At 73.8% G+C, this 23,987-nt stretch carries 23 protein-coding genes and 1 pseudogene; 20 read left to right on the top strand and 4 right to left on the bottom strand.

Annotated features, from left to right (window positions below):
* The first annotated feature begins 56 nt into the window (after positions 1–56).
* The gene (locus ACIQVT_RS29905) at positions 57–1,100 is read left to right on the top strand and encodes a LuxR C-terminal-related transcriptional regulator (protein WP_403760888.1); all 1,044 of its coding nucleotides are present in this window, start codon (positions 57–59) and stop codon (positions 1,098–1,100) included.
* Positions 1,101–1,126: 26 nt separating this feature from the next.
* Here the strand turns inward: ACIQVT_RS29905 and ACIQVT_RS29900 are convergent, their stop codons facing one another.
* On the bottom strand, positions 1,127–2,137 hold the full coding sequence (locus ACIQVT_RS29900; protein ID WP_403760884.1) for a helix-turn-helix transcriptional regulator: 1,011 nt from the start codon (positions 2,135–2,137) through the stop codon (positions 1,127–1,129).
* Positions 2,138–2,437: 300 nt separating this feature from the next.
* On the opposite strand from ACIQVT_RS29900, the gene ACIQVT_RS29895 reads away from it, so the two are divergent.
* A complete protein-coding gene (locus tag ACIQVT_RS29895) occupies positions 2,438–2,773 on the top strand; it encodes a hypothetical protein (RefSeq protein ID WP_403760880.1) in 336 nt (111 codons plus the stop codon).
* Between the two features lie 145 nt (positions 2,774–2,918).
* Here ACIQVT_RS29895 and ACIQVT_RS29890 read toward each other — a convergent pair whose 3' ends face one another.
* The gene (locus ACIQVT_RS29890; protein ID WP_403760877.1) at positions 2,919–3,332 is read right to left on the bottom strand and encodes a pyridoxamine 5'-phosphate oxidase family protein; all 414 of its coding nucleotides are present in this window, start codon (positions 3,330–3,332) and stop codon (positions 2,919–2,921) included.
* 136 nt (positions 3,333–3,468) lie between these two features.
* Between ACIQVT_RS29890 and clpB the strand changes: the two genes are divergently transcribed.
* Both clpB and ACIQVT_RS29880 read left to right on the top strand, forming a co-directional pair.
* On the top strand, positions 3,469–6,066 hold the full coding sequence (gene clpB, locus ACIQVT_RS29885) for an ATP-dependent chaperone ClpB (RefSeq protein ID WP_403761058.1): 2,598 nt from the start codon (positions 3,469–3,471) through the stop codon (positions 6,064–6,066).
* A 229-nt stretch (positions 6,067–6,295) separates the two neighbouring features.
* The gene (locus ACIQVT_RS29880; RefSeq protein WP_121787725.1) at positions 6,296–6,826 is read left to right on the top strand and encodes a YbjN domain-containing protein; all 531 of its coding nucleotides are present in this window, start codon (positions 6,296–6,298) and stop codon (positions 6,824–6,826) included.
* Positions 6,827–7,049: 223 nt separating this feature from the next.
* Here ACIQVT_RS29880 and ACIQVT_RS29875 read toward each other — a convergent pair.
* Positions 7,050–7,490, bottom strand: a pseudogene (locus ACIQVT_RS29875) (aminotransferase class I/II-fold pyridoxal phosphate-dependent enzyme); the annotation flags it as partial.
* A gap of 79 nt (positions 7,491–7,569) precedes the next feature.
* Between ACIQVT_RS29875 and ACIQVT_RS29870 the strand changes: the two are divergent.
* Together ACIQVT_RS29870 and ACIQVT_RS29865 are read left to right on the top strand one after the other, a co-directional pair.
* Complete coding sequence (locus ACIQVT_RS29870) at positions 7,570–7,839, top strand: type II toxin-antitoxin system Phd/YefM family antitoxin (RefSeq protein ID WP_403760873.1); 270 nt, start codon at positions 7,570–7,572, stop codon at positions 7,837–7,839.
* On the top strand, positions 7,832–8,095 hold the full coding sequence (locus tag ACIQVT_RS29865) for a type II toxin-antitoxin system RelE/ParE family toxin (RefSeq protein ID WP_005483716.1): 264 nt from the start codon (positions 7,832–7,834) through the stop codon (positions 8,093–8,095). Before ACIQVT_RS29870 ends, ACIQVT_RS29865 begins: the two co-directional genes overlap by 8 nt.
* Before the next feature lie 386 nt (positions 8,096–8,481).
* Here ACIQVT_RS29865 and ACIQVT_RS29860 read toward each other — a convergent pair whose 3' ends face one another.
* Complete coding sequence (locus ACIQVT_RS29860) at positions 8,482–9,672, bottom strand: pyridoxal phosphate-dependent aminotransferase (RefSeq protein WP_403760868.1); 1,191 nt, start codon at positions 9,670–9,672, stop codon at positions 8,482–8,484.
* 190 nt (positions 9,673–9,862) lie between these two features.
* On the opposite strand from ACIQVT_RS29860, the gene ACIQVT_RS29855 reads away from it, so the two are divergent.
* The 14 genes from ACIQVT_RS29855 (at position 9,863) to ACIQVT_RS29790 (ending at position 23,959) form a co-directional block, all read left to right on the top strand.
* Positions 9,863–10,060, top strand: a complete 198-nt coding sequence (locus tag ACIQVT_RS29855; RefSeq protein ID WP_403760865.1) for a hypothetical protein — start codon at positions 9,863–9,865, stop codon at positions 10,058–10,060.
* A gap of 260 nt (positions 10,061–10,320) precedes the next feature.
* The gene (locus tag ACIQVT_RS29850) at positions 10,321–10,692 is read left to right on the top strand and encodes a hypothetical protein (RefSeq protein ID WP_403760862.1); all 372 of its coding nucleotides are present in this window, start codon (positions 10,321–10,323) and stop codon (positions 10,690–10,692) included.
* Positions 10,693–11,017: 325 nt separating this feature from the next.
* Complete coding sequence (locus tag ACIQVT_RS29845; RefSeq protein WP_403760859.1) at positions 11,018–11,563, top strand: DUF2617 family protein; 546 nt, start codon at positions 11,018–11,020, stop codon at positions 11,561–11,563.
* A gap of 79 nt (positions 11,564–11,642) precedes the next feature.
* Positions 11,643–13,277 (top strand): polyamine aminopropyltransferase, encoded by a 1,635-nt coding sequence (locus ACIQVT_RS29840; protein ID WP_403760857.1) that lies wholly within the window; start codon positions 11,643–11,645, stop codon positions 13,275–13,277.
* Positions 13,278–13,364: 87 nt separating this feature from the next.
* Complete coding sequence (locus ACIQVT_RS29835) at positions 13,365–14,162, top strand: SRPBCC family protein (protein WP_403760854.1); 798 nt, start codon at positions 13,365–13,367, stop codon at positions 14,160–14,162.
* A 45-nt stretch (positions 14,163–14,207) separates the two neighbouring features.
* Complete coding sequence (locus ACIQVT_RS29830) at positions 14,208–14,996, top strand: aldose 1-epimerase (protein ID WP_403760851.1); 789 nt, start codon at positions 14,208–14,210, stop codon at positions 14,994–14,996.
* A 10-nt stretch (positions 14,997–15,006) separates the two neighbouring features.
* Complete coding sequence (gene pyrE, locus ACIQVT_RS29825) at positions 15,007–15,555, top strand: orotate phosphoribosyltransferase (protein ID WP_403760848.1); 549 nt, start codon at positions 15,007–15,009, stop codon at positions 15,553–15,555.
* A gap of 151 nt (positions 15,556–15,706) precedes the next feature.
* Positions 15,707–16,729 (top strand): class II fructose-bisphosphate aldolase, encoded by a 1,023-nt coding sequence (gene fbaA, locus ACIQVT_RS29820; RefSeq protein ID WP_403760845.1) that lies wholly within the window; start codon positions 15,707–15,709, stop codon positions 16,727–16,729.
* Positions 16,730–16,855: 126 nt separating this feature from the next.
* The gene (locus tag ACIQVT_RS29815; RefSeq protein ID WP_403760842.1) at positions 16,856–17,269 is read left to right on the top strand and encodes a DUF3151 domain-containing protein; all 414 of its coding nucleotides are present in this window, start codon (positions 16,856–16,858) and stop codon (positions 17,267–17,269) included.
* A 152-nt stretch (positions 17,270–17,421) separates the two neighbouring features.
* Entirely contained in the window at positions 17,422–18,270 is an 849-nt protein-coding gene (locus ACIQVT_RS29810; RefSeq protein ID WP_403760839.1) for a tryptophan 2,3-dioxygenase family protein, read from the top strand.
* Positions 18,263–19,447: a kynureninase gene (kynU, locus tag ACIQVT_RS29805; protein ID WP_403760836.1), complete on the top strand. Its 1,185-nt coding sequence runs from the start codon at positions 18,263–18,265 to the stop codon at positions 19,445–19,447. The genes ACIQVT_RS29810 and kynU overlap by 8 nt, the downstream gene beginning before the upstream one ends.
* Before the next feature lie 1,226 nt (positions 19,448–20,673).
* Positions 20,674–21,573, top strand: a complete 900-nt coding sequence (locus ACIQVT_RS29800) for an alpha/beta hydrolase family protein (protein WP_403760833.1) — start codon at positions 20,674–20,676, stop codon at positions 21,571–21,573.
* Between the two features lie 159 nt (positions 21,574–21,732).
* Positions 21,733–22,746, top strand: coding sequence for an alpha/beta hydrolase (locus ACIQVT_RS29795; protein WP_403760830.1), 1,014 nt, complete (start codon positions 21,733–21,735; stop codon positions 22,744–22,746).
* Positions 22,739–23,959: an acyltransferase gene (locus ACIQVT_RS29790; RefSeq protein WP_403760827.1), complete on the top strand. Its 1,221-nt coding sequence runs from the start codon at positions 22,739–22,741 to the stop codon at positions 23,957–23,959. The genes ACIQVT_RS29795 and ACIQVT_RS29790 overlap by 8 nt, the downstream gene beginning before the upstream one ends.
* Positions 23,960–23,987 lie beyond the last annotated feature (28 nt).

The raw sequence follows: 23,987 nt of genomic DNA, 5'->3' as shown, positions 1-23,987 counted from the left end.
CGGCTCCGCGCATAGTTGCGCTGCGGAAGGGCAGCACACCGGGGGTGGAATGGGCGATGGCCGGGCACGGGACGGAGGAACATCCTCACGGTGCCGACCGGCTGTGCGAGGCCGGGGATCGGGTGTATTCCCGGGCCGTACGCCGGGGACGGGTGCCCCGCACGGACGCCGGACCGGTGCCCTGTCTGCTGGACCTGGCCCTGCTGCACCCGGACCCCGACGACATGGACTGGCTGGTGCCGACCTCCCCGCAGGAGGTGATGACCCGGCTGCTGCGCGGGGTCTACGACGAGGTGAGCGCCAGTCAGCGACGGGTCGGTTCGGCGGTGGCCGCCGTGGAGCGTTACGCGGGCCTGGGCCGGCAGCCGCAGGCCCTGACGGCGTCCGGCGAGGGCAGCGCCATCCGGGTCCTGGACGGGCTCGCGCGCATCCAGGCCGCGATGGACGAGGCGACCGAGGCCTGCACCACCGAGGTGCTCACCGTGCAGCCGGGCGGCATCCGGCGTGAGGCCGAGCTGACCGAGGGCCTGCACCGGGCGCTGGCCCTGCGCGGGCGGGGCGTGCGCATGCGGGATCTCTACACGCACGTGGCGCGGCACGGCCAGGGTCTGCTCAACTACCTGGAGCTGATGGGTGACACGGTCGAGGCCCGCACCCTGGACGAGGTCATCGACCGGCTGATCCTGTTCGACCGCACGGTGGCCTTCATCCCCGCCAACGCCGACCGCACGATGGCCCTGGAGTTGCGCAGCCCGGCGCTGGTCGAATATCTCGTGACCGTCTTCGAGCGCCTGTGGCGGCTGGCGATCCCGCTCACCGCCCCGCTGCCCGACACGGGGATCGAGGGCATCTCGCACCGTGAGCAGTCCATCGCGGCGCTGCTGGCCGAGGGGCACCAGGACGCGGTGATCGCCGAGCGGCTGGGCATCAGCGTGCGCACCTGCCGGGCCCACATCGCCCGGCTGTCGGAGACCCTGGGCGCGGCGAGCCGTACCCAGCTCGGCGTCCGCATCGCCCAGGCGGGCCTGGACGGCCTGCGGCGGCCCGCCCCGGCCTCCGCCCTCACCGGCGGCGACCGGGAGGCCCCCGGACCGCGCTGAAGGGGCGGGACGGCACACCCAGGGGCTCACTGGTCCCGGTCGAGGATGCCCGACTGGGCGATGAGGTAGCCGAGCTGGGCGCGGCTGCCGCTGCCGAGGGCCTGGGCCAGCTTGGCGATGTGGGCCCGGCAGGTGCGGACGTTCATGCCGAGGCGCCGGGCGATGGCCTCGTCCACGTGGCCCTCCACCAGGAGCTTGGCGATGGAGTGCTGGATGTTGGTGATGCCGTCGGCCGCGGTCTCGTAGGGGGCGCCGGCGCTCAGCGGGACCGCCCGGTCCCACATGAACTCGAACACCTTGATGAGGTAGCGGACGAGGCCCGGGTGGCGCAGCTCGAGAGCGACCTGCTGGTCGTCCCGGGTGGGGATGAAGGCGACGGTCTCGTCGCAGATGATGAGCCGCTCCACCAGTTCGTCGATGGTGCGGTACTCCGCCTTGCCGTTGGTGAGCTGGGCGACGTAGGCGAGCTTCTCGGGGTTGTACCGCGCGGTGTGCTGATACAGCGTACGGATCTTCACACCACGTTCGATGAGCGGCCGGTCGCGCTCCAGTCCCCGCAGGAGGCTGCGCTCGGAGTAGCGGTTGCTCGGCTGGACCGTGAGCACCTCGGCCTGGCACTGCGCGGTGGCCAGGTTGAGCGCCGCGTTGATGCGCTCCCCGCCCTCCAGCACCGTGATTGAATCGGTCGTCGCGGTCATGTGGCTGCTGAGCGTCATGAACGGCTCGAAGACGTCGGCCAGTTGGATCGACAGCCGCCTGCGCTCGGTGATCTCGCGCTCCAGGGGGCTGAGCCGCTGGGCCAGCGCCACGGGCGCGGGTACCGGACGAAGCCATTCCGGATCGTCGGGATCGGGGTGCAGGAGGGCGAACTCCAGCAGGCACGGGGCGCATTCCGCCTCGGCGCGGGGGACGCGCCCGGCGCGCAGCGCGTCGGCGTAGAGACGGCCCCCTTGCTCGCACATCTCCGTCACAGCATGGGGATGTGCAGCTTTAGTCTGATTCGTTGCCAAATCTCCACCCCCCAGGGTCCTGAACATGCAGGAACATGATGCATTGATTATGTGGCCACGACGTGCCCGAATGAGCCATCGTCGTACCCGACGGGGGAAGAGGGGACCTTCAAGTGAGGACGAAGCCGACTATGGGTAAGAGACTGCTTCGCTCGATACTTGTCGCCGCCTTCTCCGTTGTGGCGGCCGCGGGAGCGCTGGGCGGCCTCACCGGTGAGAAGAGCGACGCTCGAGCGGACACCAGCTGGCCGTCGGTGGCCACGACTACCGTGGTCGCCAGTGATACCAGTTGGCCGGTGATTCACACGGATGCCGTGAGGAGCTGACGTGACGACCCCGCCAGACGACCGCTCCTTCCGCCGCGAGATGGCCACCGCCTACCGCTCCGGCTGGCACTTCATCGACCTGGTCACCGCCATCCCCCACAGCGGTGACTCCTTGATGGTGCCCGTGTTCGGCGAACCGGTCGTCGTCACGCGGGACGACGACGGAGACGTGCGGGCGTACCGGTGTCTGCGCAAGCCGCGTGGTGCGCCGCAGCCCGTGCGGTGCGCCATCCGGTACGGAATGATCTTTGTGAACCTGGACCAGCGGGACCACCGGCTGTGCGAGCCGCCGGAGACCGACCTGAGGACCATCTCGGCCACCCCCCGCAGTGCCTGACGCGATTCCCCCGTCGTAAAAGATCGCTCAGGCACTTCCCCCCGCAGCGGCGTCACCGTGACCTGAACACGGTGACGCCGCTGTCGTTTCCGGCGATATCTCCGGGTACGGGCGCTCCCCGACGGTGGCCGGAACCAGCCGTTCCTCAGCCGCGCCCCAGTGCCCGCTCGACCTGGATCTCGATGACCACCCGGGACGGGTTCGGGCCCGGCGTCCGCAGGTACCGCTCGGCGTAGCGCCGTTCCGCCTCCCCGACCCGCTCCGGCTCGGTCCGCACGTGCGCGCGCCCCTCCAGCGTGGCCCAGCGCCGGCCGTCCACCTGGCACACCGCCACCCGCGCCCCGCCGTCCCCGGCGGCGAGCACGTGCGCCGCCTTCGCGCTGGACCGGTTGGTGATCACCCGGGCCAGCCGCGCCTCCGGGTCGTACGTCACCCCCACCGGTACGACGTGCGGACTGCCGTCCGGCCGCAGGGTCGTCAGCGTGCACAGGTGCCGTTCCCGCCAGAAGGCGAGGTACGGCTCGTCGGGGGAAGCCGGATCCACGGAGTACGAGGCCATGCCGGAAACCTAGCCGAACCGGGTACACCTCTTGCCTTGAGTGGAATAGACTCAACTTTGTGTACGTTGGTTGAGGCAGGACCGCCGGACCGGAGAGGGCGGCCGCAGCGACGACGCCGAGGAGGAGAACGGACACGTGGACGCCGAGCTGACCAACAGGAGCCGGGACGCGATCAACGCGGCGAGCAGCCGCGCCGTGACCGAGGGACACCCGGACCTCACCCCCGCCCACCTGCTGCTGGCTCTGCTCCAGGGGCAGGAGAACGAGAACATCACCGACCTGCTGGCGGCCGTCGAGGCCGACCAGGCCGCCGTGCGCTCCGGCGCGGAGCGCGTCCTCGCCGGCCTGCCCAGCGTGACCGGGTCCACCGTCGCGCCGCCGCAGCCCAACCGGGAGCTGCTGGCCGCCATCGCCGACGCCGGCGAACGCGCCCGGGCCCTCGGTGACGAGTACCTGTCCACGGAGCACCTGCTCATGGGCATCGCCGCGCAGGGCGGCGCGGCCGGTGAGGTGCTCGAGCGGCAGGGCGCCGACGCCAGGAAACTACAGGAGGCCTTCCAGAAGGCCAGGGGAGGACGCCGCGTGACCACCGCCGATCCGGAGGGCCAGTACAAGGCCCTGGAGAAGTTCGGCACCGACTTCACCGCCGCCGCCCGTGAGGGCCGGCTGGATCCGGTCATCGGACGGGACCAGGAGATCCGGCGGGTGGTCCAGGTGCTCAGCCGCCGGACCAAGAACAACCCCGTGCTCATCGGCGAGCCCGGCGTCGGCAAGACCGCCGTCGTCGAGGGACTGGCCCAGCGGATCGTGAAGGGCGACGTGCCCGAGTCGCTGAAGGACAAGCGGCTGGTCGCGCTGGACCTCGGCGCGATGGTGGCCGGCGCCAAGTACCGGGGCGAGTTCGAGGAGCGGCTCAAGGCCGTCCTCGCCGAGATCAAGGACTCCGACGGGCAGGTCATCACCTTCATCGACGAGCTGCACACCGTCGTCGGCGCCGGCGCCGGCGGGGACTCCGCCATGGACGCGGGCAACATGCTCAAGCCGATGCTGGCCCGCGGTGAACTCCGCATGGTCGGCGCCACCACCCTGGACGAGTACCGGGAGCGGATCGAGAAGGACCCCGCCCTGGAGCGCCGCTTCCAGCAGGTGCTGGTCGCCGAGCCGAGCGTCGAGGACACCATCGCGATCCTGCGCGGCCTCAAGGGCCGGTACGAGGCCCACCACAAGGTGCAGATCGCGGACAGCGCGCTGGTGGCCGCCGCGACCCTCTCCGACCGGTACATCACCTCCCGCTTCCTGCCGGACAAGGCCATCGACCTGGTGGACGAGGCCGCCTCCCGGCTGCGCATGGAGATCGACTCCTCGCCCGTCGAGATCGACGAGCTCCAGCGCGCCGTCGACCGGCTCAAGATGGAGGAACTGGCGATCGCCAAGGAGACCGACCCGGCCTCCGTCGCCCGCCTGGAGAAGCTGCGCCGCGACCTCGCCGACAAGGAGGAGGAGCTGCGCGGCCTCACCGCCCGCTGGGAGAAGGAGAAGCAGTCCCTCAACCGCGTCGGCGAGCTGAAGGAACGCCTCGACGACGTGCGCGGGCAGGCCGAACGCGCCCAGCGCGACGGTGACTTCGACACCGCCGCCAAGCTGCTCTACGGCGAGATCCCGCAGCTGGAGAAGGAGCTGGAGGCCGCCTCCCAGGCCGAGGAGGAGGTCGCCCGGGACACCATGGTCAAGGAGGAGGTCGGTTCGGACGACATCGCCGACGTCGTCGCCGCCTGGACCGGCATCCCGGCCGGCCGGCTGATGGAGGGCGAGACGCACAAGCTGCTGCGCATGGAGGAGGAGCTGGGCCGGCGGCTCATCGGCCAGGGTGAGGCCGTACGGGCCGTGAGCGACGCGGTGCGGCGCTCACGGGCCGGGATCGCCGACCCCGACCGGCCCACCGGGTCCTTCCTCTTCCTCGGCCCCACCGGTGTCGGCAAGACCGAACTGGCCAAGGCGCTCGCCGACTTCCTCTTCGACGACGAGCGGGCCATGATCCGCGTCGACATGTCGGAGTACGGCGAGAAGCACAGCGTGGCCCGGCTGGTCGGCGCGCCCCCCGGGTACGTCGGCTACGAGGAGGGCGGCCAGCTCACCGAGGCGGTCCGGCGGCGCCCGTACAGCGTCGTGCTGCTGGACGAGGTCGAGAAGGCCCACCCCGAGGTCTTCGACATCCTGCTCCAGGTGCTGGACGACGGCCGCCTGACGGACGGCCAGGGCCGCACGGTCGACTTCCGCAACACCATCCTGGTGCTCACCTCCAACCTGGGCAGCCAGTTCCTGGTCGACCCGCTGCGCAGCGAGGCGGAGAAGAAGGAACAGGTGCTGGAGGTCGTCCGCAGCTCCTTCAAGCCCGAGTTCCTCAACCGGCTCGACGACCTGGTCGTCTTCTCGGCGCTCACCAAGCCCGAGCTGGAGCGGATCGCCCAGCTCCAGGTGGAGCGGCTGGCCAAGCGGCTCGCCGAGCGCCGGCTCACCCTGGAGATCACCCCGGCGGCGCTGGCCTGGCTGGCGGAGGAGGGCCTGGACCCGGCGTACGGCGCCCGCCCGCTGCGCCGGCTGGTGCAGACCGCCATCGGCGACCGGCTCGCCAAGGAGATCCTGTCCGGCGAGGTCGAGGACGGCGACACGGTCCGCGTGGACCGCTTCGAGGACGGCCTGCTGGTCGGCCCCGCCACCGGCAAGACCCTCTAGGACACGCCCACGGCCCTCTCTCCCGGTCCGCCGGAAGAGGGGGCCTTCCGCGGTTTCGGCGGACGCCTGGGGTGCACCCGGACTGGCGTACGGGCGCACCCCCGCGTCACCGCCCACGGCACCCCCTGCCGGATCATGTCCGCCACGGGCTGACAGGCCCCGTCAGGGCTTGCCACCCCCCTCCCCGCATGGGGGAGGATGGCGGCATCCGCATGAAGGGAAAAACACGGTGAGCATCGACCCGTCCTCGATTCCTAATTTCGGGGGCCAGCCCGAACCGCAGCCCCAAGGACCGGCGGGCCCCGTCCTCCCGGATCAGGACCTGGTGAAGCAGCTCCTCGAGCAGATGGAGCTGAAGTACGTCGTCGACGAGGAGGGTGACCTCGCGGCGCCGTGGGAGCAGTTCCGCACCTACTTCATGTTCCGCGGAGAGGCCGAACAGGCGATCTTCTCGGTGCGGACGTTCTACGACCGCCCCCACCCGATCGACGAGAAGCCGCAGCTGCTGGAGTCGATCGACGACTGGAACCGCCGCACCCTGTGGCCCAAGGTGTACACCCACACCCATGACGACGGCACGGTCCGCCTGATCGGCGAGGCCCAGATGCTGATCGGCACGGGCGTCGACATCAACCACTTCGTCTCCTCCACGGTCAGCTGGGTGCGGGCCGCGATCGAGTTCGACAAGTGGCTGGTCGAGCAGCTCGGCCTGGAGCAGGAGGTCGACGAGGCGGAGAAGCCCGAGGACGACGGGGAGTAGCCCCCGCAGTGCGGTCCGGGGGCGACGGCCCCCGGACCGGGCTCACACGCTGCTCGGCTGCTCACGAGCATTCGTGCGGCACCACCCAGTGGTCGTACTCCTCCACCGAGGCGGCGCACAGGTGCCGGCCGTCGGTCGAAACGGCGAGGAACTCGGGGGAACCCGTCACCTCTGCGACGCGGCGGGCAACGAGGATGTTGGCGACCGGCCCCGAGGACGGCGTTCAGGGCGCGAGTGCCTTGTGGAGCCGTTCCGTCGCGTCCGCCAGCACCTCGACGCGCTTGCAGAACGCGAACCGTACGAAGGGTGCGCCCGCCTCGCGGTGGTCGTAGAACACAGCGTTCGGGACGGCGACGACGCCCGCGCGTTCGGGCAGGGCGCGGCAGAAGGCGAAGCCGTCGCTCTCGCCGAGGGGACGGATGTCGGCGGTGACGAAGTAGGTGCCGGCCGGCCGGAACACCTCGAAACCGGCCGCCGTCAGCCCCTCCGCCAGGATGTCCCGGCGGGCCCGCATGGTCCGGCGGTACTCCTCGAAGTAGGAGTCGGGCAGCGCGAGGGCCTCGGCGATCGCGTACTGGAACGGTCCCGAGGCGACGTACGTCAGGTACTGCTTCACCGCGCGGACCGCGCCGACCAGCTCCGGCGACCCCGTCACCCAGCCCACGCCATGCAGGTCCGAGGGCTACAGCCCGAGCGACAGTGAGCCCATGCGTACACATAGGACACTTGGTACTCTTGGACGCATGACACAGCCCATGCCGATAGAGTCCATCCGCGATGTCCGGGCGCACCTGGCCGAGGTTGTGGAGCGGGCCGACCGGGACGACGTACCTACCGTCATCACCCGGCGCGGTAAGCAGGTCGCCGCTGTGGTGTCCATCGAGGTGCTGCGCAGGTACCAGGAGTGGGAAGAGCGCGAGATCAACCGGATCATCGACGAGCGCATGACCAACTCGGCACCGGGCATCCCGATCGAGGACATCATGAGGGAGACGCTGGCGCGCAGTGAGTGAGTACCGCACCGTCTTCCGAGCCGAGGCGCAGGCCGAACTCCGCAAGGTTCCGCGAGACATGGCTCTCCGCATTCTGGCCAAGCTGACTGAGCTGGAGAGCGACCCGACGGGGTTCAACACCACGGCCCTCGTCTCCCAGCCCGACCGCCGCCGCCTCCGGGTGGGCGACTATCGCGTGATCTATACGATCGACAACGGCGAACTGGTGGTGTGGGTCGTACACGTCGGGCATCGCTCCACCGTCTATGACACCTGAGCGTTCCTGGCATCGGTCAGAATATTCAGCACCGATCCAGCGTCCTGGGGTGCCTGCGTGTCACGCACCGGGATGCGCCCGACCTCGTGCTGACCGCGACTATTCATGACACCTCCGGCGCGAGTTCCGGGCGTGTGAGGCACGGTGCGCGAATGCCTTGCGGAGCCGTTCCGTCGCGTCCGCTAGCACTTCGGTGCGTTTGCTCACCGGGCCTAGCGGCGCCGGTCGATCGATGAGGGAAGCGTGTCCGCCGGCAGGCGGGCTGCGTGAGATGACTGCCGATCACCGGTGGCCCGGTCGACCGGGCGGCAATCGCGTGCGGGTGCGCGGCGGCTCGGAGCAACCAGGCCGTGTGGCCGGTACATGCGCTGGTACGTCCGCGGCTGTCAGGCGGCCAGCGCCTTTAGTCGGGAGGTCGCCTCCTCCAGCACGCCTGTCCGCTTGCAGAACGCGAACCGTACGAAGGGTGCGCCCTGCTCGCGGTGGTCGTAGAACACAGCGTTCGGGATGGCGACGACGCCCGCGCGTTCGGGCAGGGCGCGGCAGAAGGCGAAGCCGTCGCTCTCGCCGAGGGGACGGATGTCGGCGGTGACGAAGTAGGTGCCGGCCGGCCGGAACACCTCGAAACCGGCCGCCGTCAGTCCCTCCGCCAGGATGTCCCGGCGGGCCCGCATGGTCCGGCGGTACTCCTCGAAGTAGGAGTCGGGCAGCGCGAGGGCCTCGGCGATCGCGTACTGGAACGGTCCCGAGGCGACGTACGTCAGGTACTGCTTCACCGCGCGGACCGCGCCGACCAGCTCCGGTGACCCCGTCACCCAGCCCACCTTCCAGCCGGTGAACGAGAACGTCTTGCCGGCCGAGCCGATGCTCACCGTGCGCTCGCGCATCCCCGGGAACGCCGCGAGCGGCAGGTGTTCGGCGCCGTCGAAGACCAGGTGCTCGTACACCTCGTCGGTCACCACCAGCAGGTCGCGCTCCACCGCCAGCTCGGCGATCGCGGCGAGTTCCGCCCGGGTGAGGACCGTGCCGGTCGGGTTGTGCGGGGTGTTGATCAGCAGCAGCCGGGTGCGGCCGGTGACGGCGGCGCGCAGCTCGTCCAGGTCCAGCACGAAGCGCCCCCCGTCCGGCCGCAGCGTCACCGGCACCCGGGTGCCGCCGGCCATCGCGATGTTCGCCGCGTAGGAGTCGTAGTACGGCTCCAGGGCCACGACCTCGTCCCCGGGCTCGACCAGCGCCAGCAGCGCCGCCGCGATCGCCTCCGTCGCGCCGGCCGTCACCAGCACCTCGGTGTCGGGGTCCCAGGACAGTCCGTAGTGGCGGAGCTGGTGCGCGGTGACCGCGGAGCGCAGCTCGGGCACGCCCGGGCCCGGCGGGTACTGGTTGCCACGGCCGTCGCGCAGTGCCCGTACGGCGGCCTCCCGGACCTCCTCGGGCCCGTCCGTGTCGGGGAAGCCCTGGCCCAGGTTGATCGACCCGGTCGCCACGGCGAGCGCCGACATCTCGGCGAAGATCGTCGTCCCGAACGCGGCGAGCCGGCGGTTGAGGAGGGGGCGTGCGCTGGAGGTCATGCCGGTCATCCTCCGCCCGAGCGCAGGACTTCCTCAACCCGTGCCGAACCCCATGAGGGCCCGGACGGCTCCCAGGGGCAAGGCCGGCGTCCGATCCTCATCGCGCCGATGCGAAGGAGGCGGCACAACTGCGCACAGACTGCCGCCCCCCGCGGATATCGTGGATGCGCGGGGACCGCGGGCAGGTGCGCTCTGATGAATGGGGAAACGAGTGCAGAACGAGCGACGCCGCCCTGATCCGGCGGATCTCGTGGTGGCCGGGTGCGGGTGGCTGCTCATCGTGGCCGTGATCTCCCTGCCCGGCATCCTGGTGAAGGACGGGCCGCTGACCGCGTACATGGCAGTCGTGGGCGGATCGATCGGGTTCCTCCGGGCGCGCAGGAGGCTGCACCCCTGACAGCGACAGGAACGGGTCTCTGACCGCGATCACTCTGGGCGGGCCGGACCTCCGGCTCGCCCAGTGCCGTGTGGGGGCCGCCGAGGCCCGTCCCGGTGCCGGTCGGGACGCGCTTCCTCCGACAGAGGCTCAGGACTTGCTCAATTGTGCTTTGGGCGGGGATCGGCTTGGGCATCTCCCGGTCACCGCGCCGGGGAACCGGTGGCGGCGGGGCGCCCACGGGGGGTCGCTTCGGGGGAGACGGAAAGGAGGGTGACGCCATGGTGTTCGGCATCATCCTGGTGGTGGTGGTGGCGGCGGTGCTGATCAGCGCGCGCGTGGCGAGCCGCAACCGCCGGAACCGGCAGGCCGGGCTGTCGCTCGGCAAGGGCGGCAGGCGCGGCGGGTCGTCCCGCTCGTCACGCTCGTCATCGTCGTCGTTCTCCGACGGCGGCTCCAGTTGGTGGGCCGGCGGTCTGGGCTCCGCCTCCTCCGGGGGGCACGGCGGCGGGCATCACGGGGGTCACCACGGGGGTCACTCCTGCGGGGGCGGTCACTCCTCCTGCGGCGGGGGCTCGTCCTGCGGGGGCGGCTCGTCGTGCGGCGGGGGCTCCTCGTGCGGCGGCGGGGGCGGATGCGGGGGCGGCGGCTGACAGGGGGCAGCCGGGCCTCGGGGGCGGGGGGACCGCGTCCGGGCCGCACCGGGCGCCCGTCGGACGGCGACGTCCGGCGGGCGCCCGCGCGTTCCCGGCGCACGCCGGTCGTACGCGATGGTTGAACAGTTGAGCTGTGCAGCCCCCTAGGGGATGGAAACCCGGCGGAGTTGGGTAAAAACCCTATGGCGTCTCCCCAGTTCGTGGTTCCCTCTACAACGCCGACGCAGCCCCCTCGGGCGTCCCCCCGGCCCCCCTGCGGCCGGGCCGACCGGACTGACAGGCCGATCTCCCACCCTCCCTCGCGCGCCAGCGGAGCCGACCCATGCTCACGACCCTGAACACCTCCTACACCGATACACGGGCTGCCGACCTCGCCTGGGCCCTGGGACGCGAACCGCTGCCCGCCCTCGCCACCCTCGACCTCGAACTGACCGGCGCCAAGCTCCAGTTGCGCCTGCTCGGCGCCTCCCACCAGATCCTCCTCGAGGAGCGGAGCAGCAGCTGTTCGGAGACGGTCGCCTGCCTCCCCGGCTCCAGCACCCCGCTGCCGCTGGGCGTCGCCAAGCGCGTCGGCGACTGGGAGTACGAGTTCGCCGCCCGCGTCGAGGAGCTGACGCCCGGCTCCTTCGCGGGCCGCGCCCAGGAACTGCTGGCCCTCGTCTCCGACCATCCGCACGGCCTGGCCGGCGTCTTCCCCGGCAGCCCGCACGCCTTCACCGCGATGCTCGCCCAGCGGCAGGAGGACCAGGTGCACTGGCGGACCTGGCACGCCTACCCGCAGGACGGACAGCTGGTGGCCACCCGGACCCGGGTCGGCGCCCGCAAGACGACGGGACGGCCCGGCCGGATCCCGTCCCACGCGGCATAAACCTGGAACACGTCGACCGCCCCCTGATTCACTCCTGCGGGTGACGAAGCGTGCCCAGTGCGTGACGTAACGTCGCAACGTGATCGAAACGCAGGCTCCCGCGTCCCCGGGCACCCCGCCCGCCTGGGCGGGCCCCGCGCGGCTGCCCGTCCGGCCCGGCACCGGCCGGTTCCTGGTCCTCGTGTGCGTCTTCGTCTGCGCGGCCTGCGGGCTGGTGTACGAGCTGGAACTCGTCGCGTTCGCCTCCTACCTGACGGGCGACCCGGTCACCCAGACCTCCGTCGTGCTGTCCGTCATGGTGTTCGCCATGGGAGTCGGCTCCCTCGTCGCCAAACGGCTGCGCCGGCACGCGGCCGCCGGGTTCGGCGCGGTCGAGTCGGTCCTCGCCCTGGTCGGCGGGTGCAGCGGCATGGCGCTGTACGCCGTGTTCGCCTGGACCGGCGGCTGGGGCGGGATGTGGGCCGGCGGTCCGCGCTGCCTGCTGGTCGTCTTCTCCCTCGCCATCGGCCTGCTCATCGGCGCCGAGATCCCCCTGCTGATGGAGCTGATCCAGCGCATCCGCCGCCAGGACGCGGGCGGCGCGGTGGCCGACCTGTTCGCCGCGGACTACGTCGGCGCCCTCGTCGGCGGCCTCGCCTTCCCTTTCCTGCTCCTGCCGTTCCTGGGCCAGCTGACCGGCGCGCTGCTCACCGGCACCGTCAACCTGGCCGCGGGCGGCGCCCTCGTCCTCGGCCTCTTCCGCCGCGACCTCACCCGCCGGGCCCGCTGGACCCTCCTCGTCACCACCCTCCTCGTCCTCGGCGTCCTCGCCTCTGCCGCCGCCCTCGCCGGCGACTTCGAGCGCGCCGCCCGGCGCGCCGTGTACGGCGGGGACGTCCGGGTGGCCGTGCGGACCGGCGTCCAGGAGATCGTCCTGACCGGCGGCACCCGCGGCCGGCCCCTCGGTCTCTACCTCGACGGCCGGCTCCGCGCCGACGGCCGGGACGAGCCCCGCCGCCACCAGGCCCTGGTCCGGCCCGCCCTCACCGGCCCGCACGCCCGCGTCCTGGTGCTCGGCGGCGGCGACGGCCTGGCCGTCCGCGAGGTGCTGCGCCGGCCCGGGGTCCGCCGCGTCGACGTCGTGGAGAGCGACCCCGGCCTGGTGGACCTCGCCCGCCACGACCCCGGCCTGTCCGCCGCCAACGGCCACGCCCTCGCCGACCCGCGCGTCCACGTCACCGCCGCCGACGCGCTCACCTGGCTGCGCGGGGCGCGCGGACCGGCGTACGACGTGGTGATCACCGACCTCCCCGACCCCGGGATCAGCGCCGGCGCCGGGCTGTACTCCGAGGAGTTCTACGGCCTGGTCCGCCGGGTCCTGGCCGCGCACGGCCGGCTGGCGGTGCGCGCCGGGCCCGTCACCGCCCGCCCCCGCGCCTTCTGGACCGTCGCCACGACCCTGCGCGCGGCCGGCTTCGCCACCTCCCCCTACCGGGCGCCCGGCGACGGCTCCGGCCTCCCGCCCCGGCCGGGCCGTCCGGTGGCCGTCTCGGCCGCCCCGCCCGACTGGGGCCTGATCCTGGCGGCGCCCGGCCGCACCCCGCCGGCCCTGCGCCCCGGCCCCGGCCACCCGCCCGCGCTGACCCGGGCCGCCCTCGCCTCGGCCGCCGGGGCGGTGGCACGCACCCGCGTCGGGGGCCTGCGGCCGTCGACCCTGGCCCACCCGCGGTACTGAGGGCCGGGTGAACGGGGGCGGGAGCGGGGGTGACGCCCGCGGCGGAGCCGGGTGCGTTCCCGCCCGGACTGGGTAGGCTCACCGGACATGGAGCACCAGGTCTTCGTCCCGGTTTCCGCCGGACGGCTCAGGGCGGCACTGGCCGATCCCGCGCGCGTCGCCCGAGCGGTTCCGGGTCTACAGCAGGACGCCGGTGCCGAACCGATCGCCGGCCGGCTGCGGCTGCGCGTCGGCGGACACTCCGTCACCTACCGGGGCACGCTGCGGGTGACGGCCCGGGCGGACGGCACGTACGCCGTCGACGGTGACGCGGGGGAGGCCCGCGGCGAGGGCTCCGTGCGCCTCGCCCTGACCCTGAGCCTCGCGGACGGCGACGGGGGCTGCACGGTCACCGTGCGGGGCACGGCGGCCGCGGACGGCCGCGTCGCGGAACTGCCCGCCCAGGCCGTGGCCACCGCGGCGACCCGGCTGCTGGACCGCTTCGTGGCGGCCCTGGCGGCGGACGACGGCCAGGAACCGGCAACCGGCACCGGCACCGGGACTGGCACCGGCACCGGCACCGGCACCGGGGGCGAGGCGGCCGTGCCGGCGCCGCATCCCGGCGCCGACGCGGGACCCGGCGCCGAGGACGAGACCCTCGACCGCCTCACCGAGGACTTCAACGACACCGGTGACCCGCCGGCCGAGGCCGCGCACGCCCGCCGGACGATGATCGGCCGCAGCGCCGAGGAGGTCGACCACGCCCCGCCGCGCGGCCGCTACGCCCCCGTCCCGGCCCCCCAGACGATCGCCGGCAACCCCGCCCTGCGCTGGGCGGCCCCCGCCGCGGCGCTCGCCCTCGCCTCGGCGGTCGTGCTCACCCGCGCCCTGCGCAAGCGGCGCTGAGCCGCTCGCCCACGCCCTCTTGATCGCCCCAGTAGGGTCGGTCCCGTGAGCGACAAAGACATCACGCTGACCGCGGGCGACGCGGAAGTGAGCGTAAGACCCGGCAACGGCGGACGTATCGGCGGACTCCGGATCGGCGGTGCGGAGCTGCTGCGGCAGGGCGACCGCTACGGCTGCTTCCCGATGGTGCCCTGGTGCGGCCGGATCCGGGAGGGCCGCTTCCGGGACGGCGCCACCGTCCGCCGGATGCCGCTCAACGCCCCGCCGCACGCCATCCACGGCACCGCGCGCGACGCGGCCTGGCGCACCGCGCGGGTCACGGACACCGAGGCGGTGATCACCTGCGAACTGACCGACCCCTGGCCCTACCCGGGCCGGGTCACGCAGGTCGTCGCGCTCACCGGGGACGCCCTCACGCTGACGATGTCCGTGGAGGCGTACGACGACTCCTTCCCCGCGCAGATCGGCTGGCACCCGTGGTTCCGCCGCGACCTCGGCGGCGGGGACGTACGGCTGGACTTCGCGCCGGCCTGGCAGGAGGAGCGCGGCGACGACCACCTGCCCACCGGCCACCGGGTCGATCCCGAGCCCGGCCCGTGGGACGACTGCTTCGGCATGCCGGACGGCGTCGACGTCACCCTGACCTGGCCCGGACAGCTGGAACTGGCGGTGACCAGCCCGGAGAAGTGGGTGGTGGTCTACGACGAGCAGGCCGAGGCCGTCTGCGTGGAGCCGCAGACGGGGCCGCCCGACGGGCTGAACACCCACCCGCGCCTGGTCACCCCGCTGGAACCGCTGGAGGCGACGACCACCTGGAGCTGGCGGCGCCTTTAAGCTGGCTGCCATGACGGACGTACGTGGCGCGCTGCTCCAGCAGATCAAGGACAAGGCCGTGGTGCACGGCAAGGTGACTCTCTCCTCCGGTCTGGAGGCCGACTACTACGTCGACCTGCGCCGCGTCACCCTCGACGGCGAGGCGGCCCCGCTGGTCGGCCAGGTGCTGCTGGACCTCACCGCCGACCTGGAGTTCGACGCGGTCGGCGGCCTCACCATGGGCGCCGACCCGGTCGCCGCCGCCATGCTGCACGCCGCCGCCGCGCGCGGACGCCGGCTGGACGCGTTCGTCGTCCGCAAGGCGGCGAAGGCGCACGGTCTCCAGCGGCGCGTGGAGGGCCCGGACATCGCCGGCCGCCGCGTGCTCGTCGTCGAGGACACCTCCACCACCGGCGGCTCCCCGCTGACCGCGGTGGAGGCGGTGCGCGAGGCCGGCGCCGAGGTCGTCGCCGTGGCGACCATCGTGGACCGGGCGACCGGTGCCGCCGAGAAGATCCGGGCCGGCGCGGGCGTTCCGTACCGGTTCGCCTTCTCGAAGGATGAACTGGGTCTGGACTGACCGACCGGTATGACCTGGACTTGGCCGGTGCGCCCACCATCGCGCCGGCCGGCACGTCGTGTCTGGAAAGATGGGGCCGACGATGACGTCGCACCCCAGGTCTAGGTCAGGGCCGTAACGCAGAATCCACCCGCAACACAAGGAGCGGACAATGCCCATCGCAACCCCCGAGGTCTACAACGAGATGCTCGACCGGGCGAAGGCAGGCAAGTTCGCCTACCCGGCCATCAACGTCACCTCGAGCCAGACCCTGAACGCGGCGCTGCGCGGTTTCGCGGAGGCGGAGAGCGACGGCATCGTCCAGATCTCGACCGGTGGTGCCGAGTTCCTCGGCGGTCAGTACAGCAAGGACATGGTGACCGGCGCGGTCGCGCTCGCCGAGTACGCGCACATCCTCGCCGAGAAGTACCCGGTCAACATCGCCCTGCACACGGACCACTGCCCCAAGGACAAGCTGGACGGGTACGTACGCCCGCTGCTCGCGCTGTCGAAGAAGCGCGTGGACGCCGGCCTCGGCCCGCTGTTCCAGTCGCACATGTGGGACGGCTCGGCCGAGACCCTCGCCGACAACCTGGAGATCGCGCAGGACCTGCTGGAGCAGGCCCGCGCCGCGCACATCATCCTCGAGGTCGAGATCACCCCGACCGGCGGCGAGGAGGACGGTGTCTCGCACGAGATCAACGACTCCCTGTACACCACGGTCGACGACGCGATCCGCACCGCCGAGGCCCTGGGCCTGGGCGACAAGGGCCGCTACCTGCTGGCCGCCTCCTTCGGCAACGTGCACGGCGTGTACAAGCCGGGCAACGTCGTCCTGCGTCCCGAGCTGCTCAAGGAGCTGAACGAGGGCGTCGCCGCCCGGTTCGGCAAGGCGTCCCCGTTCGACTTCGTCTTCCACGGCGGTTCCGGCTCCACCGAGCAGGAGATCCGCACCGCGCTGGAGAACGGCGTCGTGAAGATGAACCTCGACACGGACACCCAGTACGCCTTCACCCGGCCGGTCGCCGACCACATGCTGCGCAACTACGACGGCGTGCTGAAGGTCGACGGCGAGGTCGGCGACAAGAAGAAGTACGACCCGCGCACCTGGGGCAAGCTCGCCGAGGCGAGCATGGCCGCGCGCGTCACGGAGGCCACGCAGCACCTGCGCTCCGCGGGCAACAGGATCAAGTAGGCGGTTCGTCCGCGGTGGGCCCGGCGGCCGGCACGGCGCCGGGCCCACCGCGCGCCCGGGCACCCACGTCCGCCCGGGACCGGGCCGGTCGCCGCCGGCCGCACCCGGGTGCGCGAGACTGACCCCATGACGATTCACGGAAACCTCCTCGGCGGCCCGCCCCCCACCCACCTCCCGGACGACCCGGAGCCCCGCCGGATGCTGGCGGAGGGCACCGCGGCGGCGGACGTCGCCGCGCGCTTCCCCACCTCCTCCCTCGCCTGGGCGCAGCTGGCCGACGAGGCGTTCGAGCGCGGCGCGGTCGTCGAGTCGTACGCCTACGCCCGTACGGGCTACCACCGCGGTCTGGACGCCCTGCGCCGCAGCGGCTGGAAGGGGCACGGCCCGGTGCCGTGGGAGCACGAGCCGAACCGCGGCTTCCTGCGGGCCCTGCACGCCCTCGCCCGCGCCGCCGGGGTCATCGGCGAGCAGGAGGAGCACGAGCGCTGCGCGCAGTTCCTGGAGGACTCCTCGCCGACGGCCGTCCGCACGCTCGGCTGACCCGCGCGCGAAGAGTCGGTGTGGCCCGTCCGGCAGCGGGCGGGCCTTGCCGTTTGTGGGAGGAATGCGGAGGATGCGGGGTGGGGACCGGGGCCCCCGTGCCGGCATCGGCAGGGGCGGACCGCTACCCGGAGCAACAACAGGAGACAGCGATGTCCCACCAGGCTCACCTCCCTGCCGAGGCCACTGAGCCCGAGACCCCGCATCTCGACTTCGCCGGTACGACGCCCTACGAGGACTACGTCAAGGCGGACGTGCTCACGCACCTCCAGCACACCCTCTCCGACGATCCCGGGGAGATGGTCTTCCTGGTGACCACCCAGGTGATGGAGTTGTGGTTCACGGTCCTCGTCCACGAGTGGGAGACCGCCGCGAAGGCGCTCCGCTCGGACGACGTGCCCACCGCGATCGCCGCGCTGAAGCGTTCCGTGCGCGAGCTGGAGGCCCTCAACGCCTCCTGGAAGCCGCTCGGCCAGCTGACCCCCGCGCAGTTCAACAGCTACCGCAGCGCGCTCGGCGAGGGGTCCGGCTTCCAGTCGGCGATGTACCGGCGCCTGGAGTTCCTGCTCGGCGACAAGTCGGCGTCCATGCTCGTCCCGCACCGCGGCGCCCCGCGCGTCCACGCGGAACTGGAGAAGGCCCTGCACGAGCCGAGCCTGTACGACGAGGTCGTACGGCTCCTCGCGCGCCGCGGGCACGCCATCCCGGACTCCGTGCTGCACCGCGACGTCACCCGGCGCCACGAGCCGTCGGAGGCGGTGGAGGCCGCCTGGACGGCCGTCTACGCGGCCGACGAGAGCGACGAGGTCGCCCGGCTGGGCGAGGCGCTGACGGACGTCGCCGAACTGGTGTGGCGCTGGCGCAACGACCATCTCGTCGCCACCCGGCGCGCGATGGGCGCCAAGGCCGGCACGGGTGGCTCGGCCGGCGTGGCCTGGCTGGAGAAGCGCGCCCGCAAGAACGTCTTCCCCGAGCTGTGGACGGCGAGGTCCCATGTCTGAGCTGCCCCTGCTCGCGGAGAAGCTCGACGCGGCGGACGAACTGGCCCCGCTGCGCGACCGGTTCGTCCTCGACGACGTCGTCTACCTGGACGGGAACTCGCTCGGCGCGCTGCCCGCGCACGTACCGGGCCGGATCGAGGACGTCGTCCGCCGCCAGTGGGGCGAACTGCGCATCCGCTCCTGGGAGGAGAGCGGCTGGTGGACGGCGCCCGAGCGGATCGGCGACCGGATCGCCCCGCTGGTCGGCGCCGCCCCGGGCCAGATCGTCGTCGGCGACTCCACCAGCGTCAACGTCTTCAAGGCGCTGGTGGCGGCGGTCCGCATGGCCGGTGAGGACCGCACCGAGATCCTCGTCGACGCCACGACCTTCCCCACGGACGGCTACATCGCCGAGTCGGCGGCCCGCCTGACCGGTCGCACCCTGCGCGCCGTCACCCCGGCCGAGGTGCCGGGGCTGCTCGGCGACCGTACGGCGGCGGTCCTGCTCAACCACGTCGACTACCGCACCGGCCGCCTGCACGACCTGCCCGGGCTCACCGCCGCCGTCCACGCGGCCGGCGCCCTCGCGGTCTGGGACCTGTGCCACAGCGCGGGCGCGCTGCCGGTCGGCCTGGACGAGCACGGGGTCGACCTGGCGGTCGGCTGCACCTACAAGTACCTGAACGGTGGCCCGGGTTCACCGGCGTACCTGTACGTGCGCGGCGCGCTCCAGGACCGCTTCGACTCCCCGCTGCCCGGCTGGAACTCCCACGCCGACCCCTTCGGCATGAGCCCCGCCTACACCGCGGCGCCGGGCGCCCCGCGCGGCCGGGTCGGCACCCCGGACATCCTCTCCATGCTGGCCCTGGAGGCCGCCCTGGAGGTCTGGGACGGGGTGTCCCTCACCGCGGTGCGCGCCAAGTCCCTCGCCCTGACGGACTTCTTCCTGCGCTGCGTGGCCGAGTACACCGCGCCGGGACGGACGGAGTCCGTGACACCCGGACGCCACGAGGAGCGCGGCAGCCAGATCGCGCTGCGCTGCCCGGACGCCGGCGAGGTCATGAAGCGCCTCGTCGAACGGGGGGTCGTCGGGGACTTCCGCCACCCCGACGTGCTCCGGTTCGGGTTCACGCCGCTGTACGTGGGCTTCCGGGACACCGAGCGGGCCGCGCGGATCCTGGCGGAGGTGCTGGCCTAGAGCACGGTGCGGGGCGGACCGGTCCGGCACGGACGAGCCGGTCCGGCACGGACGAGCCGGTCCGGCACGGACGAACCCCGCCCCGCACCGACCCGCCCCCACCCCGACCCGCCCGAATCCCGGCGTCCGCACCCACCACGGGCCGCCCCTTCCACCGGGCGCGGGGACGGATGCGACGCGCCGGTACGTCGTGCCGGTACGTCGTGCCGCGTGTCGTGCCGCACCGCGCCTCGCGCTCCGCGTACCGCGCCGCGCCGTGCCGCGCCGTGCCGCGCTCCGCTCCCGCGTGCCGCGTGCCGCGTGCCGCGTGCCGCGTGCCGCGTGCCGTGCCGCGTGCCGTGCCGCGTGCCGTGCCCCGTGCCGGGTGCCCCGTGCCGGGTGCCCCGTGCCGGGTGCCCCGTGCCGCGCCGTACCCCGCGTCGCGTGTCATGCCGCGTCCCAGACTGCGCTCCGTCCCGCGTCTCGTGCCGCACCCCGTGTGGCACCGGGCTCCGTGCCGTCCCCGCACCGCGTGCTGTGCCGCGTGCGGACGGTGTCCACGGAGGTGCCGGTCAGCAGCAGGACCGTCGCCGCCACCGCTCACAGGCCGAGCAGGGCCGCGGCCGGCCGGACCTACCGGCTCCGTGCCGCGTGCCGGGCCTCGTCCCGCGTCCCGCCGGGCCTCGTCCCGCGTCCTGCCTCGTCCCGCGTCCTGCCTCGTCCCGCGTCCCGTCCCGCGTCCCGCGTCCCGTGCGCTGTACCCCGCGTCGCCTGCCACCCCGCGGCGTGCCCGCGTGGTGTCGTACCTCGTACCCCGTGCCGCGCGCAGCGTCCCGTGCCGCGCTCCGCTCCGTACCGCGCGCCGTACCGCGCGCTGCGTGCCGGGCTCCCCATCGCGTGCCGCCACACGTCGTGCCCCGCGTGGCGTCGTGCTCCGTGCCGCGCTCCGCCCGTGCCGCGTGCCGCGCGCCGCGCGCCGTGCTCCGCTCCGGGTGCCACCCCGTACCCCGCCCCTCGCCGCGCCGAGCGCCCCGTACCCCGCCCCGCGTCGAGCGCCCCGCGCCCCGGACCGGGTGCCGGATGCCGGGAGCCCGGGGTGTCGCCGGTCGGTTCGTCCGGGGCGTGTGCTGGGCCGTGCAGTGGGTGCCGGATGCTGGTGTCCATGCACGTCACCGGGCTGGTACCGTCCCGCCAGCGGCCGCTCCGCACGGTCCGCCGTTCCCGTTCCCGCGTCGGAAGGTCGCAGCATGCCGGACGACGCCGCCACGGTCCGGTCCGCCGCCGAGGAGGACTCGGCCTTCTCGCACGCGCCGGTCGACCCCGACGCCACCGCGGCCTACGGCGGCCACCCCGACCAGGTGATCGACTTCTACGCCCCGCGTCCCGGCGGGGGACCCGCCTCCCCGGCGCCCCTGGTCGTCGTCCTGCACGGCGGTGCCTGGCGGGCCCGCTACGACCGCCGGCACATCACGCCCTTCGCCGGCCACCTGGCCCGCAGGGGCTTCGCGGTGGCCAACGTCGAGTACCGGCGCGGCGCCCGGCCCACGGACCCCGGCCAGGACCCCGGAGCCGGGGACACGCCCGTCGCGGGCCGCTGGCCCGACACCCTCGACGACGTCGCGGCGGCCCTGGACGCCCTGCCCACGCTGGTGCGCGAGGCGCTCCCGGAGGCGGACCCGGGCCGTACGGTCCTGACCGGTCACTCGGCGGGCGGACACCTCGCCCTGTGGGCGGCGGCCCGCCACAACCTCCCGGCGGACGCCCCCTGGCGCACCGCCGGCCCGGCGGCGCTGCGCGGTGTCGTCGCGCTCGCGCCGATCGCGGACCTGGGCACGGCCGAGGAACTCGGCGTCTGCGCGCACGCCTCCCGCCAACTCCTCGGCGGCGAGGACCTGTTCGCACAGCGCCGGGCCTACGCGGACCCCGTGCTGCTCCTCCCCACGGGCATCGCCACGACCTTGGTCCAGGGCCGGGCGGACCTGGTCGTACCGCCGGCGGTCGCCGAGTCGTACGCCGGTGCCGCGGCGGAGGCGGGAGAGCTGACCGGGCTGACGCTCCTGGCGGACGTGGGCCACTTCCCGCTGATCGACCCGGCGGCGGACGCCTGCGCGGTGGTGGCCGAGGAGATCGCCCAGCTCGCCTGGTGACCCGGCCGCCCGCCACGTAGGGGACCGTCCCGGTCGTACCCGTAGTACCTGAGAGCTACGGCGCGGAACAGCTCCGCGGCGGGACGCCGACGACGCCCCCCGGCTCCTAACTTCCTTGTCGGACGAGCCCGATGGCCGGGCCCCGAAAGGAAGCCACCCATGGGGCGACCCCGTACCGACGTCCCGCGGCCCCCGGCGCCCGCGCCGGCCCCGCGGCCGCGCCGCACCTGGCGGCGTCTGCTGCTGCCCCCACTGCTCACCGCCGCGATCGTCGTCCCCCTCGCCGGGGCGGCCCGGCCGGACATCCCCGCGCCGGCCCCCGCCGTCCTCGGCCGCCTCACCCCGGCCGCCCTCCCGTCCGCGTACGAGGCGAACCGGGCCGACGCCGCCCGGGCGGCCCGGATGGCCGCCGCCCACGGGGACGCGCACCGCGCCGGCGCCGACCGGGTCCTGGCCGCCCGCTCCCGCCGGCTCCTCTCCTTCGACGGCCGGGGCCCGGGCCTCGCCACGGAGGTGCTCGGCGACCTGGCCCGCGCCGACCGGGTCGCGGTCCTGGTGCCCGGCTCGGACACCTCCCTGGACACCTACGCCCGCTTCCACCGGGCGGCGGCCGCCCTGTACGCGGACCTCGCGCGCCGTGCCCCCACCGGCACCCGGGTCGCCGTCGTCGCCTGGCTCGGCTACCGGACGCCGGAGACGGTCAGCCCCGCGGTGGCGACCACGGACCGCGCCGACCGGGCGGCGCCCCGCCTGCGCGCGCTCGTACGGCAGTTGCGCGCCCTCACCCCCGCCCGGGCCCACCTCTCCCTCCTCTGCCACTCCTACGGCACGGTGGTCTGCGCCCGCGCCGCCGCCGGTCTGGACGTCGACGACATCGCCCTCGTCGGCAGCCCCGGCACCGGCGCCGACACGGCCGCGGCCTTGCGCACCCCCGCCCGTGTCTGGGCGGCACGCGGCAGCGACGACTGGGTGGCGCACGTCCCGCACGTCCGCGCCGACCTGCTGTTCACCACCGTCGGCCTGGGCACCGACCCGGTCTCCCCGGCGTTCGGCGCCCGGGTGTTCGACGCCGCCGGCGCCGGGCACAGCGGCTACTTCCGCCCGGGCTCGGCCGCCCTCGCCAACCTGGCCCGGATCACCCTCGGCAGGACGGCGGAGGTGTCCCGTGGCTGAACCGGTCCCCGGCGCCCCCGTCCCGCGCCGCGTCGCGCACGCCGTCCGCTCGGGTGCCCGGCGCGTGGACGCGGCCACCCCCGCCACCCGCGACCGGGCGGTCGACGCCCTGCGGGCCTACGCGATCCTCGGCGTCGTCCTCGGCCACTGGCTGGTCACCGCCCTGGTCGCCGAGGACGGCACGCTGCGCACGGCGAGCCCGCTGCGGTACCTGCCGGCACTGGCCCCGGTCTCCTGGGTGTTGCAGACGCTCGCCGTGTTCTTCCTGGTCGGTGGCCGGTCGGCGGCGGACGGCCACGCCTCGGCCCGCGCCCGCGGCGTGTCGTACGGCGCGTGGCTGCGCGGCCGTCTGGTCCGGCTCCTCCGGCCGGCCGCGGCCCTGCTCGGCCTGTGGGCGGTGGCGGCGACGGTCCTGCTGCTGACCGGCACCTCCGTGGACACCGTCCGCACGCTGGTGCGACTGGCGCTGTCCCCGCTGTGGTTCCTGCTGGTGTTCGCCGCCCTGACGGCGGCCACCCCGCTGGTCGCCCGTCTGCACCCGCTGTGGCCACTGGCCGTCGTCCTGCACGTGGACCTCCTCCGCTTCGGCCTGCACCTCGGCCCGGCCTGGCTGGGCTGGTTGAACCTGCCGGCGGGCTGGCTCGTGCCGTACACCCTGGGCGCGGCCTGGGCCCGCGGCGAGCTGGAGTCCCGCCGCGCCGCCCGCTGCCTGCTGCTGGGCGGTACGGCGGCCACGGCGGGGCTCGTCCTGTGGGCGGGCTATCCCGCCTCCATGGTGGGGGTGCCGGGCGCCGCGGTCTCCAACCTCGACCCGCCGACGCTGGCGGCCGTCACCTTCGGTGCCGCCCAGTGCGGCCTGGCACTGCTGCTGCGCGACCGGCTGCGCTCGGCGATGCGCCGGCCACTGGCGTGGGCGGCGGTGGCACTGGTCAACCTGTCCGCGATGACGGTCTTCCTGTGGCACCAGACGGCGCTGATGGTGACGACGGCCGCCACCCTGCCGGCCGGCCGCCTGCCCGGCCTGCACACGCTGCCCGACGGCCCGGCCTGGTTGGCCGGCCGGCTGTTCTGGCTGCCGGTCCTCGTACTGGCCCTGGGCGTGTGCCTGGCCGCGTTCCGCGCCCTGGAGGAAGGCACCCGGCGCTCCCGCCCGGGCTGGGGCGCGCCGGCGTCCCCCGCGGGCGGCGGGGGCCGACCCGGACACCGGCCGTGAGGTCACGCGGGTGGCCCGCCGTGTCTAA

Source organism: Streptomyces sp. NPDC100445, assembly GCF_044759735.1.
Classification (GTDB): domain Bacteria; phylum Actinomycetota; class Actinomycetes; order Streptomycetales; family Streptomycetaceae; genus Streptomyces.
Note: the sequence above shows the minus strand (reverse complement) of the source record. Positions and strands in the feature narration are given on the sequence as shown.